Source organism: Bacteroides sp. f07, assembly GCF_042854785.1.
Taxonomy (GTDB): Bacteria; Bacteroidota; Bacteroidia; order Bacteroidales; family Bacteroidaceae; genus Bacteroides.
In genome coordinates this window covers 229471-244927 of record NZ_BAABXI010000003.1, presented here as the reverse complement: position 1 = coordinate 244927, position 15457 = coordinate 229471, and the positions used below count along the sequence as shown (strand labels likewise).

Genomic DNA, 15457 nt, shown 5'->3' with positions numbered 1-15457 from the left:
ACGGTAGCAATGAAAACTTTATTCAAATCACTTAAAATAACGCTTGTCTTCTGTGTCTTTTTCTCTGTGTTCTATGTGCTTGTTCTGTGGCTGTTTGCACAGGTGGCAGGGCCTAATAAGGGGAATGCCGAAGTGCTTACATTGAATGGAAAAGTAGTGGGAGCTGCCAATGTGGGGCAGATGTTCACAAAGGATATTTATTTTTGGGGACGGCCCTCTTGTGCGGGTGAGGGGTATGATGCCGATAGCTCTTCCGGTAGCAACAAGGGGCCTGCCAACCCTGAATATCTGGCGGAGGTAGAAGCGCGTATTGATACTTTCCTGGTGCATCATCCTTATCTGGGCCGCGGGGAAGTACCCGCTGAGATGGTAACGGCAAGTGCTTCCGGGCTCGACCCGGATATAACTCCCGAATGTGCGTATGTACAGGTGAAAAGGGTGGCTCAAGCTCGCGGACTGACTGAAGCTCAGGTGAAAACCATTGTAGACAAGCATGTGGAGAAACCGTTTTTAGGGCTTTTCGGAACGGAGAAGGTAAATGTGCTGAAACTGAATATAGCGCTTGAAGAGAACCGTAAATAGTTAAGTGGTGAAAAGGATGGATGATAGAGAACAAAGCGTACAGCATTTCCTGGATTTGATAAAGAAGTCGCACCGGGGGAAGTTTAAGGTTTACATCGGAATGATAGCCGGTGTAGGGAAGTCATATCGCATGCTTCAGGAAGCGCATGAATTGTTGGAGAATGGGGTGGACGTCCAAATCGGCTATGTCGAAACCCATGGACGAGCCGGGACGGAGGCGTTGCTGGAAGGTTTGCCTGTCATCCCACGACGCAAAATCTTCTACAAGGGAAAGGAACTGGAAGAAATGGATCTGGACACAATCATCCGCGTGCATCCTGAAATCGTGATTGTGGACGAGCTGGCACATACCAATGTGGAAGGAAGCCTGAACGAAAAACGGTGGCAGGACGTTATAGCATTGTTGGACGAGGGTATCAACGTGATTTCAGCAATCAATATCCAGCATATCGAAAGTGTGAACGAAGAAGTGCAGGAGATTACGGGTATTGAGGTGAAAGAACGGGTGCCGGACAGCGTGCTTCAGGAAGCGGACGAGGTTGTGAATATCGACTTGACAGCCGAAGAGCTGATTTCCCGTCTGAAAGCGGGAAAGATATATCGTCCGGAAAAGATTCGGATGGCATTGGATAACTTCTTCCGTACGGAGAATATTCTTCAATTGCGTGAACTGGCTTTGAAGGAAGTGGCGCTGCGTGTGGAAAAGAAGGTGGAAAACGAGGTGGTGATGGGCGTTGCCGTCGGTCTGCGCCATGAGAAGTTTATGGCTTGTATCAGCAGCCATGAGAGGACGCCCCGGCGGATTATCAGAAGGGCGGCGAAGTTGGCAACCCGGTATAATACTACTTTTATCGCTTTGTATGTCCAGACACCGAAAGAGAGCATGGACAGGATTGACCTGGCGCGCCAGCGTTATCTGCTGAACCATTTCAAACTGGTGGCGGAGCTTGGTGGAGAAGTGGTTCAGGTGCAGTCGAAGGATATTTTGGGGAGTATCGTCAAGGTTTGCAGGGAGAAGCAAATATCGACGGTCTGTATGGGAACTCCTGATTTACGGTTGCCGTATGCAATCTGTTCGGTATTGGGATACAGAAAGTTTTTAAATAATTTATCGCAAGCTAATGTAGATTTGATTATACTTGCATAATATTAATCGCATGAACATTATGAATATTAAAACGAAACTGATTCTTGGCATCGGGATGCTGGCGGGAATGATTATTTTGCTGGTGACCCTTTCGGTTATAAACCTGCAGATTCTGACGGCGACGGAACCGGATAGCCCTGCCGCCATGCCGGGGCTGGAACGTGCGTTGTTATGGATCTCCATTACCGGCGGTATTTGTATATTGACCGGTCTGGTGTTGCTCTATTGGCTGCCCCGTTCCATCAGCAAACCGATTAAGGAACTGAAAGAGGGAATCCTTGAAATTGCCGGTCATAATTATGGGAAGCGTTTGAATATGAGTGGTAATGAAGAGTTCCGTGAAGTAGCCGATAGTTTCAACCGGATGGCGGAACGTTTGGCTGAGTACCGTGCCAGCACCTTGTCGGACATTCTTTCCGCGAAGAAATTCATAGAAGCGATTGTGAACAGTATAGACGACCCCGTCATCGGATTGAACATGGAACGTGAGATTCTGTTTGTCAATGAGGAAGCCCTGAATGTGCTGAACCTGAAACGTGAGAATGTAATCCGCAAATCGGCGGAAGAGCTTGCCTTGAAAAACGATCTTCTCCGCCGTCTGATTCGCGAACTGGTGACACCAAGCGAACAGAAAGAGCCTTTGAAGATATACGCTGATAATAAGGAGAGTTATTTTAAGGCATCTTATGTCCCTATCATCAATACGGAAGCTGGGAACGACGAACCGCGTAAACTGGGCGATGTAATATTACTGAAAAATATAACGGAGTTCAAAGAACTGGATTCTGCCAAGACTACCTTTATCTCCACTATCTCCCATGAACTGAAAACTCCGATTTCCGCTATAATGATGAGCCTTCAACTGTTGGAGGACAAGCGTGTAGGCGAATTGAATGAGGAACAGGAGCAACTTTCAAAGAGCATCAAGGAGAGCAGCGAACGTTTACTTAGCATCACAGGCGAACTGCTGAACATGACTCAGGTGGAAGCCGGTAAACTGCAGATGATGCCGAAAATAACGAAACCGATTGAACTGATAGAGTATGCCATCAAAGCCAATCAGGTGCAAGCGGATAAGTTCAATATCCAAATAGAAGTGGAATATCCTGAAGAGAAAATAGGAAAACTCTTTGTAGACAGCGAAAAGATTGCCTGGGTATTGACTAACTTATTAAGCAATGCTATCCGTTACTCCAAGGAAAACGGTCATGTCGTCATCGGTGCCAGACAGGAAGATGCTATCATTGAATTATATGTTCAGGACTTCGGAAAAGGTATCGACCCGCGCTATCACAAAAGTATCTTCGACCGTTACTTCCGTGTCCCCGGAACAAAAGTGCAGGGAAGCGGGTTAGGACTGTCTATTTCGAGGGATTTTGTGGAAGCTCACGGCGGCACGTTGACGGTGGAAAGCGAACTGGGAAAGGGTAGCCGGTTTGTGATACGGTTGAAGGCGTAAGGTGAAACGCGTCGTTGTTGGCTTTATAAAAATAATAGGATAAAGGCTTTGTCTCCCAGTTCTTTTTTGAGAATCTGCTTGGCTCTCCGTTTATAGGCTTTTATCGCGTCTTCCGTTGTGTCCATTGATAAGGCAATCTTGGCAATGGACTCTCCTTTCATGCTTTTGAGCATTACTTCCTTGTAATGTTCGGGCAACAAATCTATCGTTTGGTATAACTGTGAGATAACCTCTTCGTCAAGAATATACTCCTCACCCGGCTCGACGGATTGTTCGACTTTATATTTCTCGAACTGCTGGTTGGTGCGTATTACGTTCAGGCACTTATTCTGGATACTGGTATATAGGTATGATTTTAAAGAGAGAATAGTATCAAAACCCTGTTTATTATTCCAAATAGTCAGAAAAGTGTCTTGCACAATATCCTCTGCGAATTCGGCTCCTATCATTTTTTCCGCAATACGCAATAAAGGCTTATAATAAGTGATGAAAAGCGCCCGGAATCCTTCTGGAAAGTCTGCCGCTATTTTTGAAATGATTACTTCATCAGGGTTAAGTCTTGCCATTTTTAAGTAAAAACTTCTGTTATGTCATACAGTGCTTATTCTCTTTTTGCAAAGGTATAAGTATTATCCAACTTTGAACTAAATACCTGAAGAATATTTTGATTCTATTCAAAAAAAAAGAAGTTTCTGTTTTTTTTTGAAATAATGCGCCACTTTTCTTTCTCTTGTGTGTCTTTATTTATAGAAAGGAGATAAAATAATGAACAATCGTCATCTTATTCATATCGCAGCATTAATCAGAAAAAGTATTTCGGGCGAAATTACTTTGGAAGAAAAGAAGTTGTTGGAAGACTGGTTGGATGAGTCTGCACGCCATCGTGAACTGTTTGATAAATATAATAATCCTGATTTCCTGTCATCAATAGACCTTGAAAAAGACATGGTGGAATCTCAGGAAGCATATTCAAACTTTATGCAGCGTCTGAAACCGGTGAAACCGGTGCGTCGTATCGTCTGGAATAAATATGTTGCGGCAGCCGTATTGATTGCTTTTGTATGTGCGTCTGCAATATTCGTATATATGTATGACGGTGGAAAGCCGCATTCTCCTTCGGAACTTGCAGTTGTAGATGTCCTGCAAACGGATACCGTTCCGGCAGATTCAACAGATATACTTCTTATAACTGCCAGTGGGGAGAAAATCCCGGTGCAAAGTTCCCAGAAGATGTTGTCCGTATTATACGGTTCTATAAAGATAGGTGAACAGTCGATAGGAGAAGAGGCACAGGCGAAAGCCGCCCCTACGGAAGTGGTATATAATACTTTAAAAATATTACGGGGAAAAAGATTCAAGATGCAACTGAGTGACGGGACGTTGGTCTGGCTCAATGCGGACTCGGAAATAACCTTTCCAAGCAGTTTTGACGGAAAAGAAAGGAAAGTCATGGCGAAAGGTGAACTCTTTTTCGATGTTGCCGAAAATAAGTCGCATCCCTTTATCGTAGAGACTCCTATTGGTAAGATTCGTGTTTTAGGAACCGCTTTCAATGTACATTGCTATAAAGATGAAATGCCTATGACTACCTTGGTTCGCGGAAAAATCGCTTATTCTTTAGGAAAAGACTCGGTGATTCTGGCTCCCGGACAGCAGTGTAGGGTAAAAGACAATAAACTGTCGGTGAGAGAGGTGGATACGTATGAATATGTTTCTTGGATAGACGAAGTCCTTGTCTTTAAAGATAAGGAACTCAATGAAATCCTGAGTACGTTGAGCCGTCTGTATGATGTCGATATTTATTACGAGAATCCGGATTTGAAACGATTGCCGTTCACCGGTTCTTTCAAGCAATATGAACATTTGGACAAAATAATCCGAATGATAGAAGAATGTGGGCTCATCCATATAAAACAGGACGGAAAGACACTGACAATCAGTAAATAACCATATAAACTTTTTTTTGACCATGCGATAAAACATCGCATGGCGGGGACTAATATTCACTAAAAACAATACATTATGAAAAATTACTATCGGAACACCAACAAATGCAGGGACAATACATGGGTTGAAATCTCTATGAAATTTACCAATTTCTTGTGCAATAAACACTATGAACTCACTATCATAAAACTGTAAATGAATATGAGCAATAAAATATCTTATAGTTTGAAGTATCTGATAATAACCTTATTATTGTTCTGCAATGCTCCTTGGGCAGCAGCGCAGCAACCAGCCCGGAAAGTGACTTTGAATCTGGAGAATGTATCTTTCGAGAATTGCCTGAAAGCAATTGAGAAGCAAACACATTATACTTTTCTATATAGAAAGGATTTGATAAATCTATCGAAACCGGTCAGCTTCTCATGCAAGGATGAACCTCTGACCGCTGTGCTGGACAGCTTGCTTCCTTCGCAGAATCTTGCTTACCGGATACAGGATCTTACTATCGTATTGACTCCCAAACAAGTAAAGAATAAGCGAACACCTACTCTTATCCAGGGAAATATCGTCGATGAGAATAAAGAGCCGGTCATAGGAGCTTCCATTAAAATAAAGGGGACTACTCAGGGAACCATTACCGACATTGACGGCAACTTCAGCTTTGAAGCCTTCTTGGACGATAAAGTGATTATCTCTTATGTAGGATTGGAAACAATCGAGCGGAAGATCGGCACAAAAGTCATGAATATAGTTATGAAGGATGATGCCGTCAGTCTTGGTGATGTGGTGGTGACGGGATATCAGAAGATAAACCGCAAGATGTTCACCGGCTCTGCTTCCAGAGTCAACGCAGACGAGACTATATTAAAGGGAAATCCCGATGTGACCAACTCACTGCAAGGAAAAGTGGCGGGTGTGCAAATCACTAATGTTTCGAGTACATTCGGCGCAAGTCCGGTGCTTACTATCCGTGGTAACTCTTCTATAAACGGAAGCAACAAGCCGCTGTGGGTAGTGGACGGTGTGATTCTGGAAGACTTGATGAGCGTGAGCGCGGAAGAACTGACTTCCGGTAATCTTTCCACTTTGTTAAGCTCGGGTGTGGCAGGCTTGAATCCCGAAGATATTGAAAGTTTCGAGATTCTGAAAGATGTGTCGGCTACTTCGCTATATGGTGCACAGGCTATGAACGGTGTCATTGTCATCACTACCAAACAAGGGAAGAAAGACCGCTTGTCTATTAACTATACGGGTAGCATTGCCCTCAAGGAGAAACCTGATTATCGTAATTTCAATATTATGAACTCCGATGACGAAATGTCAATATATAAGGAACTGGAACGTAAAGGCTGGATTGATATTACGACGGTGGCACGTAGCGAAAACTTCGGAGCCATGGGAAAAATGTTTGATGAAATAACGAAGAAGAATATTAATTGGGGACCGAACGGCTCCTTGAACGAAGATTTCCTGTCGGCTTATGCCGGTAGTAATACGGACTGGTTTGATACGTTGTTTCACAACTCGCTGGTCAATCAACATTCGTTGAGCATATCCGGCGGTGGTGATAAAACTACTTTCTATGCTTCTTTGAGTTATTATACAGACAATGGCATGGCAGTCTCTTCGGATAAGGTGAACCGTTATACAGCTTCTTTACGTGGTACTTTCGCCGTATCTCCCAAATTGAATATTGGTCTGAAATTGTCTGCCAATATCCGTGACCAGAGAGTGCCGGGTACGAAAGACCGCAGTTTCGATTCTTCTACCGGAGAATTTACCCGCGACTTTGACATCAACCCTTTCAACTATGCGCTCAACACCAGCCGCAGTATGCGTGCATATGACTCAAACGGGAATCTGGAGTTTTTCCGCCGGAGCTTTGCCGACTTTAATATCTTGCATGAACTCCGCCACAATTTCGTTGACCTCACAGTGAAGGATATATCCACACAGATGGATTTGGAATATAAGCCTCTGAAAGTGCTGACACTGAAAGGATCTTTCCAATACCGTTCGGCAAACACCTTGAGAGAGCATAAAATCCATGAGTTCTCCAACCAGGCGGAAGCTTACAGGGCGGACTATTCGCAGGCTATTATTGATAATAACCGTTTCCTGTTCCATAATCCGTCTTTGCCTACTGCCAATCCGTACAGCATCTTGCCGGAAGGCGGATTCTATAATACCAACGAGGCGGATTTGCGGCATACCTATTTCAGGACAACAGCCGACTATTCCCCAAAATTGACAATGGATCATGTAGTGAACTTCTTCGCCGGATTTGAAATCAACAAGGTGGAGAGGAAAATGAGAGTGAATGACGGTTGGGGATATCTTTGGAATAAGGGTGGTGTCGTAGTGACGCATCCTGACCTGACTTATTATCTGAAAGAACAAGGAGAAGTCTATTATGATTATTATGAAGGACGGGACAGAAGAATTTCCTCATTTATCAATTCCGCCTATTCTTTCAAAGGTAAATATATTGTAAATGCCGGATTCCGCTATGATGGGTCGAACCAGTTGGGCAGTTCGAGAGAAGCGCGTTATCTGCCTTCGTGGAATGTCAGCGCAGCATGGAATATGCACGATGAGGCATTTATGAAAGGTATTTCAGGAGTCGTAAATATGTTGAAGCCTAAAGTTTCTTATGGTTACAACGGTATCATGGGGCCTTCCACGAGTGCGGAACTGGCTATTTATGCCAAGCAAACACTGCGCCCGACTGATAATGAAGTGTACAACGTTATCGAAAGTCTTCAGAATAAAGACCTTACCTGGGAGAAAATGTATGAGTTGAACCTCGGTTTCGAAGCTGCGCTCTTCAATAATAGGATAATGATGGACTTTGCCCATTATCGCCGTAAATCCATCGACTTGATTGACTATGTCAATACAGCCGGAATCGGTGGCCAGTCCATCAAACTGGGAAATATCGGTAATATGAAGTCTTACGGTTTTGAGTTTGCCGTCAACTCTGTCAATATAAGTACAAAGAATTTTGACTGGAAAACAAGTTTGAATATCAACTTCCACAAAAGCAAGATTACTAAATTAAACAATTTCTCCAGAATCTCGTCTGCGGTGTCGAATACCGGTACTGCCATGTTGGGCTATCCTCAAAGGGGATTATTCTCCATTCGCTTTGCAGGGCTCGATGGTGAAGGCATACCTACTTTCTATGGTGCCAACAATGAAGTTGTTTATGATATGAATCTTCAGTCGCGCAATGATGTCGATAAACTGTTGAAGTATGAAGGCCCGTTGGAACCCAAAGGGTATGGCGGATTGACCAATTCATTCCGTTATAAGGACTGGACATTGTCATTCGGATTCGTTTATAAGTACGGTAACGTCATTCGTCTGGATGATGAGTTCCATCCGTTTTATGATGACTTTTCCTCTTTCCCGAAAGAACTGAAGAACCGCTGGATCATGCCGGGGGACGAGAACCGGACTTCCATTCCTGCCATTCTGGATAAACGGACTTATGACCGCATCGAGGGAAAATATACTTATCAAATGTATAACAAGAGTACCGAAAGGGTGGCGAAAGGGGATTTTATCCGATTGAAAGATTTGAGCATCGGTTACAGATTTCCGAAAGAGTGGCTCACCGGCACTTGCATACATAGTGCGAACGTGTCGTTGCAGGCTACAAATCTATGGCTTTTATATTCCGACAGCAAGTTGAACGGCATCGACCCGGAATTTTATCTTTCGGGCGGAGTCTCTTCACCGGTATCGAGAATGTATACTTTTACAGTAAACTTAACCTTTTAAACAATCAATTCCATGAGATATTTATATATAAATATAGCGGTCGTACTATCGGCAATGGTGGCTCTTTCTTCGTGCAGTTCCTTTCTGGACGAGACTCCCGATAATCGGCTGCGCCTGGACAGTTATGAGAAAATTGCGGAACTGGTTACCAATGCTTATCCCGAAGGAAGCGGTGTTTTTATGGAATGGATGAGCGACAATGTGGGAGCCGACCCTAAAAATATACAACGCTCTGAAATGACTCAGGCATACAACTGGCAGGATGTGGAACAGGAAGGACAAGATACGCCTGCGTTCTACTGGAGTGGCAATTATAAGGCGATAGCACATGCCAACGAGGCCTTGAAAGCTTTGGAAGAAGTGAAAGAGAACAATCCGGGGTATAGGGATGCCATCCGTGGAGAGGCTTTGGCCTGCCGTGCATTTGCGCACTTTATGTTGGTCAGTACCTTTGCAAAGAGTTATGACCCGTCAACAGCCGCCACTGCCAAGGGAATTGTCATTATGACGAAGCCGGAAGAAACGTTGCTCGCCACCTATGAGCGAAGTACCGTGCAGGAAGTTTACGATTTTGTAGAGAAAGACTTGCTGGAGGCCATCGGACTGGTGTCCGACCAATACTATAAGAACTCAGGGAAATACCACTTTAACCGTGCGGCGTTAATGGCTTTCGCATCGCGCTTCTTCCTCTTCAAGAAAGATTATGAAAATGCCGATAAATACGCGACCGAACTGTTGGGTGATGGCTATAATCCGCAGATGATTCGCGATTATAGTCAGGTTTATACAGGCACCACATCTGAAATTATGGCACGTAAATTTACTGAAACGACTTTGCCGTCCAATTTATTGCTGATTCGTAAAGATGTACTTTATGGTTATAAAGGATATGCGGGCTATCGCTTTAACCAGGAGGTGTATAATAGTCTTGTGCTGACACAGAGAGATTTGCGTTTCTCCGTATCTTACAGCTATGGCGGAACCTCTTCATTTCTTCCCAAATTCCAGAGAGACTTGATACGCAAGACTTCTTTGACGTCTTCTTCGGGGTATCCTTATACTATCGAGGTGGCTTTTAGAGGAGAAGAAGTCTTTTTCAACCGGCTTGAAGCCTGGGCGATGATGGGAACGGCCAAACAGTCGCAGTTTGAAAGCCAGTTCAGCAGATACTTGAAGGGTGTTTATGCCGGAACGGTGGATTATCCTGTTCTATATCAGAATTATAAACGGTTCTATCCGGAATTGTCGGAGAGTGAGTTGCGACTTAAAATGGTTCTCGATGAAAAACGCCGGGAGTTTGTAGAAGAAGGGCTCCGTTGGTTTGATATTTGTCGTCACAAGTTGAGTGTCAGCCATACCGATATACAAGGTGTCATCCATATTCTGCAACCTGACGATTCAAGAAAGGTCATCCAGATTCCTGAGACGGCTATTGTCTATGGTAACTTGCAGCCTAATGAAAGAAAAAACATTTCCGAACCGGAAGCCCATTTAGTAATCCGTAATTAACATGCATATGAAAAGAAGTATATTATATATCTGTTGTTTGTCGTTCTGCCTGGTGAGTTGTTCCGACGACGAAAAGACGAACTATATTCCCGAATCGAAGGAGTTGTCAACGGACGAGATTGATGTTTATTTTCAGGAAAACTTTCAGGAGAAATACGGCTCTACCGTCCGTTGGCAGTGGATTGATAAATATGTTGATATCAATTATATCGTTGCGCCGGCGATGCGCAAAGTGCTTATCCCGACAGGGGAGATGATTCGCCATTTCTGGATAGAACCTTTTATCCTTGAGTCGAAGGAGAGCGGTGAGTTTATACGCAAGCATTTTCCGCCGGAGATTGTATGTGTAGGCTCGGAACTGAGAAATGCTGATGGTACACGTACATTGGGGTATGCCGATGCCGGGGTGCGTATCACTCTCACGGAGCTTAACTACTTTGATTTGGCAAACCGTGAATGGGTGATTCAGCAATTGCATACCATGCACCACGAGTTTTCACATATTATCCATCAGACTTATAAAATGCCTAACGGGTTTAATAAGATTACAGAGAACAATTATACTGGGCAGGCGTGGAAGGACATAAGCACAAATGCTCAAGCTGAATTGATCGCAAACGGGATTGGCTCTCCTACAGTACATGAGATAGATTCGGTTGCTCAGAATATGGCTATTCAGAGGGGAATGCTGACTCCTTACGGAACGTCTTCCGAGTTTGAAGATTTTGCAGAGGTCGTATCGCTTTATCTGCTGACGGAATCTGCCGTATTCGATGAGACGTATATTTTGTCGGATCCTAAAAGGACATTCCTCGATGAAGGGAAAGCCAATATCGAAAAGAAGCTGGCTTTAGTGAAAGAATATTATATGAGTAACTTTTCTATAGACCTTACTCATCTGAGAGAAATCATCTTACAGAGGTTGAACGAAATAAGCAAATAGTAAAATGAAGAATAAAATAAGAAACATAATAGGTATTTTGTTATTTGTCGCAGGCTGTTATTCTTGCTCTAACAACGAGGTGGATAACGTGTTCGACAAAACTCCTGAGGAAAGAATTGCGGCGGTGAAGGCGGAATACAAAAATATATTGGTTGAGGTGCCTCACGGCTGGAAGACGTATTTCGGAACCAGTGACAAACTGGGACGATGGCTGATTCTTATGGATTTTGATGCTAAAGGTAGGGTTACGATGAAATGTGATCCCGTTGATTATTATTATATAAAAGGAGTCAGTTTTGAGGATCCTGTAACGTATCGGGTCGATTATTCGCAGTTTCCCGAACTTGTATTCGAGTCTTTCTCGCAGTTCTCGGCCTGGAATGAATTTTATGTAGATAGCGACGGTGATGGGAATTTTGATAAGTATGCCGGTCCCGAAACTCAATTTATTTTTGATGCGTACCGGGACGGGAAGCTCTATATGAAAGGGAAGACCAATATGGGGGTAGGAAAGAAACCGGAAGAGATTATGACCTTTGTTTTTGAGCCTGCTTCGGAAGCGGACTGGACTCTCGGCGGCATAGCCGATGTGAAAAAGGCGATAAACTATGACGCTAACAAAGGAAAATACCAACGTTTGGAGTATAAGGGTGAATTGCTGGAAAGCTTGTTTTTCATTGACGCGGAATCGAGAGTGGTGCTGTATATGTCGACGGAGCTTCCGGGCAACCAGATACAGACGCTTCCTTTTTATATCACTCCGACTGGCTTTACTTTAGTGTCTCCGCTGAAAGTAAAAGGTATTGGCAATATACAGCAATTCGACGTGAGCCAAGATGGGACTTCCATCACTGAGGCTGCTCACCCGCAACTGCATGTGGTATATACAGAGAAGGTTCCGGCTGTGCAACGGACGCCTTTTAGCATATTTGACAAGCTTTATCTGGGTATTGAAGTCTATCACGCTACCGGTGATCCTATCGGACGTAACCTCAAAAAGTACTTTGATGATTTGCGACCGCCGTATGCACCGGTGGAACAGCATCTCAATGTGATTTATTTCGCTAAGAATATCGATAAGGATATGGGTAAGGTTCCATTCAAGTATGCGGAAGAACTGACGATTATTTATGCCGATTCCGATCCCAGCTATTCGAGCAAAGACTTGTATGGTAACAATCCTACATTCGTGCGCATTCCTGTTGCGTTTGAGACATCTCCTGACAGAATGTGGATTATTTCATTGAAAGGCTCTGTCGAACAAGCGTTCCTGGACGCTTATCCTGATGATGCCGAGTATGCCAGAGAGAAAGCGAAAGCGGCTCTGCCAATGCTGTACAGATTACTGAACGAGCGGGGATGGGGATTGTATGCGCAAGGTCTGGATACTAACAATCCAACCGTGAAAGTCGTTGACGAGGAAGATGTAGTGGGAAGTTTCTTCACTCTTTATCCTTATACACAGGCAGATGTAGATAGATAAATGTGTCATATCAGTAGAAAACTTTAAATATGAAGTACGTAATATATAATTTATGGATATTGATGTTTCTGTTTGCTTGTGGCGAATCGGAACAGGTGGAGTATTCGAAACTCAGTGTCGATTTTCAGAAGAGCAAGATGGATGTGGGGGAGAATACCGGAATACTTGAAATTCCTGTAGTCCTGTCGGGATGCAGCGTGGATATGCCGTTGCAGGTATCGGTTCAGGTGTCGGCTACCGACGGCGAAGCTGTGGCAGGAGTTGACTATGAATTGATTGATAGCCAGTTGGCGTTTGATGTCTGTGGAAAGACTGCATTGAAAGTTAAAATCATAGATAACGAAGAGATAACAGATGCTGTCAAGACATTTACTGTCAGTATCAAAGCTGAAAACCCGGAAGTAAATTCCGGTATTTCCAGCGTAAAGGTTTATATCATTAGCGATGATGTGGAAAAGGTTACTATGGCAGGCTTTTATACGCTGACAGCCCAGGACTTTATAGAGGACACCCAATTGTCTTCTGTGCCGGGTGGAGTGGAAATAGTGCAGGACTTGGATGATAGCAATAAGTATTATCTGCGGAATATGGTCTTGGTTAATGGGGATAAGGTGTTACCTCTAACGATGGCGGATGATTTGTATTTTACGGTTGATAATAGCGGTGCAATGTCAATGCCCACTCAGCAGAAAATCGGCGATTATGGGGCGGGAGAGGGATTTACTATTGGTTTGACAAGTGAAGGATATACCATAGCCGACCCTATAAAAATAGAGAAGTCCGGCAATCGGCTGCTCTTTAAGGTGGATGGATTTGCAGGTTTGTTCATTGATGAAAATGCCGGTCCGACTGATTACCCGACTATTTATTATGCTTTGAAAAATATAATTCTTGAGAAAGTAAACCACTAACGAATTCAGAAATATGAGATATAAAGTTCTAAAATTAGCATCGGTGGCTTTAGCTGTTCTATTAGTGGCTTGCCATGAACAAAGTGAATATCTTTTTGGAGCGAAAGAGCCTTTGGTGGAGATAAGTGCCGCCGCAGAAAATGAGGGAAATTTTACTCCGGAAGCTCAGACCGGATATGGACTGCTTCGCTCCAATGCACGTTGGAAAGCAAAGAGCCTGTCCGAATGGCTGACGTGTAACACTGTCGAAGGGGAATATAATGATACGATTTATTTTACCATGCCTGAGAATAAGGCGGATGTGCGCATTGGCAAGATTGTAGTCTATAATACGGTCGGTGAAGAGAAATCCGATACATTGACCATCAGGCAACAGTGTGCTGTTAGTTTTATTCCCGAAGGATATAAAATAAAGATTGAATCGGACGAACTGAAAGCTCCTTTATCCGGTGAGTCTTTTACCGAGGTGAAGTTTGAAGTGAGTTGTCCTACTGCCTGGCGTGCTTTTACCAAGGTAACAGATGGTTGGAGTACGGTAATGACGAAAAAGGGGGAAGCATCGGGAAGCGGTTCCCTGATTGTGACTGAGAATGAAACAATCGTTTCCCGTTCAATGTATATCTATGTTCAGTCGGTTGAGTTCCCGACACTGAAAGATAGTATCTTGTTGACCCAATCCGGACGTCCGCTGATGTTGGAAATTGTATCGCCTACGAATAAGAAAATCATGCTCGACGGTGCGGAATCACAATTTATATTCTCCGTCAAGGGAGACGGAAAGTGGAAGATTGAAGATGCTCCGGGATGGATTGAATTGGAGAAGACCGAGTATGAGGGCGATGCGAATGTATTTGTGAAGGTGTCCGCCACCAGCACAGAACGCACAGCGAGGTTGACTGTCAGGTCATTGGTACAAACGGATAAAACGGATGTATTGACCATAGAGCAAAAGGATATTCCTGACGGACGGCTGAAAGACAGTCTGGCATTGGTTGCTATTTATCAAGCTACCAAAGGGGAGAACTGGAAATACATCTGGAAACCAGAGTTGCCATTGTCTGATTCAAATTGGCCGGGAGTCTTTTTTGACACGGTTGACGGTGAACTTCGGGTGGTGGATTTGAGCTTGTTGGATTATAATATGGAAGGAAATCTGCCTAATGAAATTGGCTGGCTGACAGAAATCATCAAAATCAAACTGCAACGGAATAAACTTTCAGGACCGCTTCCTGCCAGCATAAACCGTCTGACTAACTTAACGCATCTTTATATCACTTCTAACCAGTTTAGTGGAGAATTTCCGGATATACCGGATTTGAAAAAGTTGACTTGGATAGAAATGGAATTTAACCGTTTCACGGGAGAATTTCCACCTGTATTCTCTTTATTGCCCAAATTATCGACTTTGAAGATGAAGTACAACAATTTCGACAGGAATACTTGTGTGCCTTCCGAACGTTTCGGTGGATGGAAGTTATCATTGTATATCAATCCGCAACGTGCTGTATATGGTGATGCAAAGACTGACTATAATCTGGTCGATTGTCCTAAGTAAAAAATAGCATTGCCTTATATCGGAATAGGCTTACACCGTTTTTCTTTAAGAAATGGTGTAAGCCTATTCTTACATAAGATATCTTTATTTATGTAAATAGTATTGAGCTGTATGTGCAGGAAAAGTAGTAACTTT

11 protein-coding genes are annotated in these 15457 nt (G+C 43.6%); 10 read left to right on the top strand and 1 reads right to left on the bottom strand.

The window, feature by feature from the left end:
• Window positions 1-9: 9 nt before the first annotated feature.
• The 3 genes from ACGHVY_RS20840 to ACGHVY_RS20830 are packed head-to-tail and all read left to right on the top strand — an operon-like array spanning window position 10 to window position 3188.
• The gene (locus ACGHVY_RS20840) at window positions 10-582 is read left to right on the top strand and encodes a K(+)-transporting ATPase subunit C (protein WP_390601298.1); all 573 of its coding nucleotides are present in this window, start codon (window positions 10-12) and stop codon (window positions 580-582) included.
• 16 nt (window positions 583-598) lie between these two features.
• A complete protein-coding gene (locus ACGHVY_RS20835; protein ID WP_390601296.1) occupies window positions 599-1729 on the top strand; it encodes a sensor protein KdpD in 1131 nt (376 codons plus the stop codon).
• 19 nt (window positions 1730-1748) lie between these two features.
• Window positions 1749-3188 (top strand): sensor histidine kinase, encoded by a 1440-nt coding sequence (locus tag ACGHVY_RS20830; RefSeq protein WP_390601294.1) that lies wholly within the window; start codon window positions 1749-1751, stop codon window positions 3186-3188.
• Between the two features lie 23 nt (window positions 3189-3211).
• Here the strand turns inward: ACGHVY_RS20830 and ACGHVY_RS20825 are convergent, their stop codons facing one another.
• Window positions 3212-3754: an RNA polymerase sigma factor gene (locus ACGHVY_RS20825; protein ID WP_390601292.1), complete on the bottom strand. Its 543-nt coding sequence runs from the start codon at window positions 3752-3754 to the stop codon at window positions 3212-3214.
• 199 nt (window positions 3755-3953) lie between these two features.
• On the opposite strand from ACGHVY_RS20825, the gene ACGHVY_RS20820 reads away from it, so the two are divergent.
• The 7 genes from ACGHVY_RS20820 (at window position 3954) to ACGHVY_RS20790 (ending at window position 15322) form a co-directional block, all read left to right on the top strand.
• Window positions 3954-5135, top strand: a complete 1182-nt coding sequence (locus tag ACGHVY_RS20820; RefSeq protein WP_390601290.1) for a FecR family protein — start codon at window positions 3954-3956, stop codon at window positions 5133-5135.
• 201 nt (window positions 5136-5336) lie between these two features.
• On the top strand, window positions 5337-8921 hold the full coding sequence (locus ACGHVY_RS20815; protein WP_390601288.1) for a SusC/RagA family TonB-linked outer membrane protein: 3585 nt from the start codon (window positions 5337-5339) through the stop codon (window positions 8919-8921).
• A 12-nt stretch (window positions 8922-8933) separates the two neighbouring features.
• On the top strand, window positions 8934-10430 hold the full coding sequence (locus tag ACGHVY_RS20810) for a RagB/SusD family nutrient uptake outer membrane protein (RefSeq protein WP_390601287.1): 1497 nt from the start codon (window positions 8934-8936) through the stop codon (window positions 10428-10430).
• Window positions 10431-10437: 7 nt separating this feature from the next.
• Window positions 10438-11373 (top strand): substrate import-associated zinc metallohydrolase lipoprotein, encoded by a 936-nt coding sequence (locus ACGHVY_RS20805; RefSeq protein WP_390601285.1) that lies wholly within the window; start codon window positions 10438-10440, stop codon window positions 11371-11373.
• A gap of 4 nt (window positions 11374-11377) precedes the next feature.
• Entirely contained in the window at window positions 11378-12856 is a 1479-nt protein-coding gene (locus ACGHVY_RS20800) for a DUF4302 domain-containing protein (protein WP_390601283.1), read from the top strand.
• A 29-nt stretch (window positions 12857-12885) separates the two neighbouring features.
• The gene (locus tag ACGHVY_RS20795) at window positions 12886-13767 is read left to right on the top strand and encodes a Calx-beta domain-containing protein (RefSeq protein ID WP_390601280.1); all 882 of its coding nucleotides are present in this window, start codon (window positions 12886-12888) and stop codon (window positions 13765-13767) included.
• 13 nt (window positions 13768-13780) lie between these two features.
• Window positions 13781-15322: a BACON domain-containing protein gene (locus ACGHVY_RS20790; protein WP_390601278.1), complete on the top strand. Its 1542-nt coding sequence runs from the start codon at window positions 13781-13783 to the stop codon at window positions 15320-15322.
• The last annotated feature ends 135 nt before the right edge of the window (window positions 15323-15457 follow it).

Bases quoted from the DNA above. Each gene is read 5' to 3' on its own strand.
- ACGHVY_RS20800 (WP_390601283.1), top strand. From the start codon at position 11,378: ATGAAGAATAAAATAAGAAACATAATAGGTATTTTGTTATTTGTCGCA.
- ACGHVY_RS20815 (WP_390601288.1), top strand. From the start codon at position 5,337: ATGAGCAATAAAATATCTTATAGTTTGAAGTATCTGATAATAACCTTA.
- ACGHVY_RS20790 (WP_390601278.1), top strand. From the start codon at position 13,781: ATGAGATATAAAGTTCTAAAATTAGCATCGGTGGCTTTAGCTGTTCTA.
- ACGHVY_RS20820 (WP_390601290.1), top strand. From the start codon at position 3,954: ATGAACAATCGTCATCTTATTCATATCGCAGCATTAATCAGAAAAAGT.
- ACGHVY_RS20805 (WP_390601285.1), top strand. From the start codon at position 10,438: ATGAAAAGAAGTATATTATATATCTGTTGTTTGTCGTTCTGCCTGGTG.
- ACGHVY_RS20810 (WP_390601287.1), top strand. From the start codon at position 8,934: ATGAGATATTTATATATAAATATAGCGGTCGTACTATCGGCAATGGTG.
- ACGHVY_RS20835 (WP_390601296.1), top strand. From the start codon at position 599: ATGGATGATAGAGAACAAAGCGTACAGCATTTCCTGGATTTGATAAAG.
- ACGHVY_RS20825 (WP_390601292.1), bottom strand. From the start codon at position 3,754: ATGGCAAGACTTAACCCTGATGAAGTAATCATTTCAAAAATAGCGGCA.
- ACGHVY_RS20795 (WP_390601280.1), top strand. From the start codon at position 12,886: ATGAAGTACGTAATATATAATTTATGGATATTGATGTTTCTGTTTGCT.
- ACGHVY_RS20830 (WP_390601294.1), top strand. From the start codon at position 1,749: ATGAATATTAAAACGAAACTGATTCTTGGCATCGGGATGCTGGCGGGA.
- ACGHVY_RS20840 (WP_390601298.1), top strand. From the start codon at position 10: ATGAAAACTTTATTCAAATCACTTAAAATAACGCTTGTCTTCTGTGTC.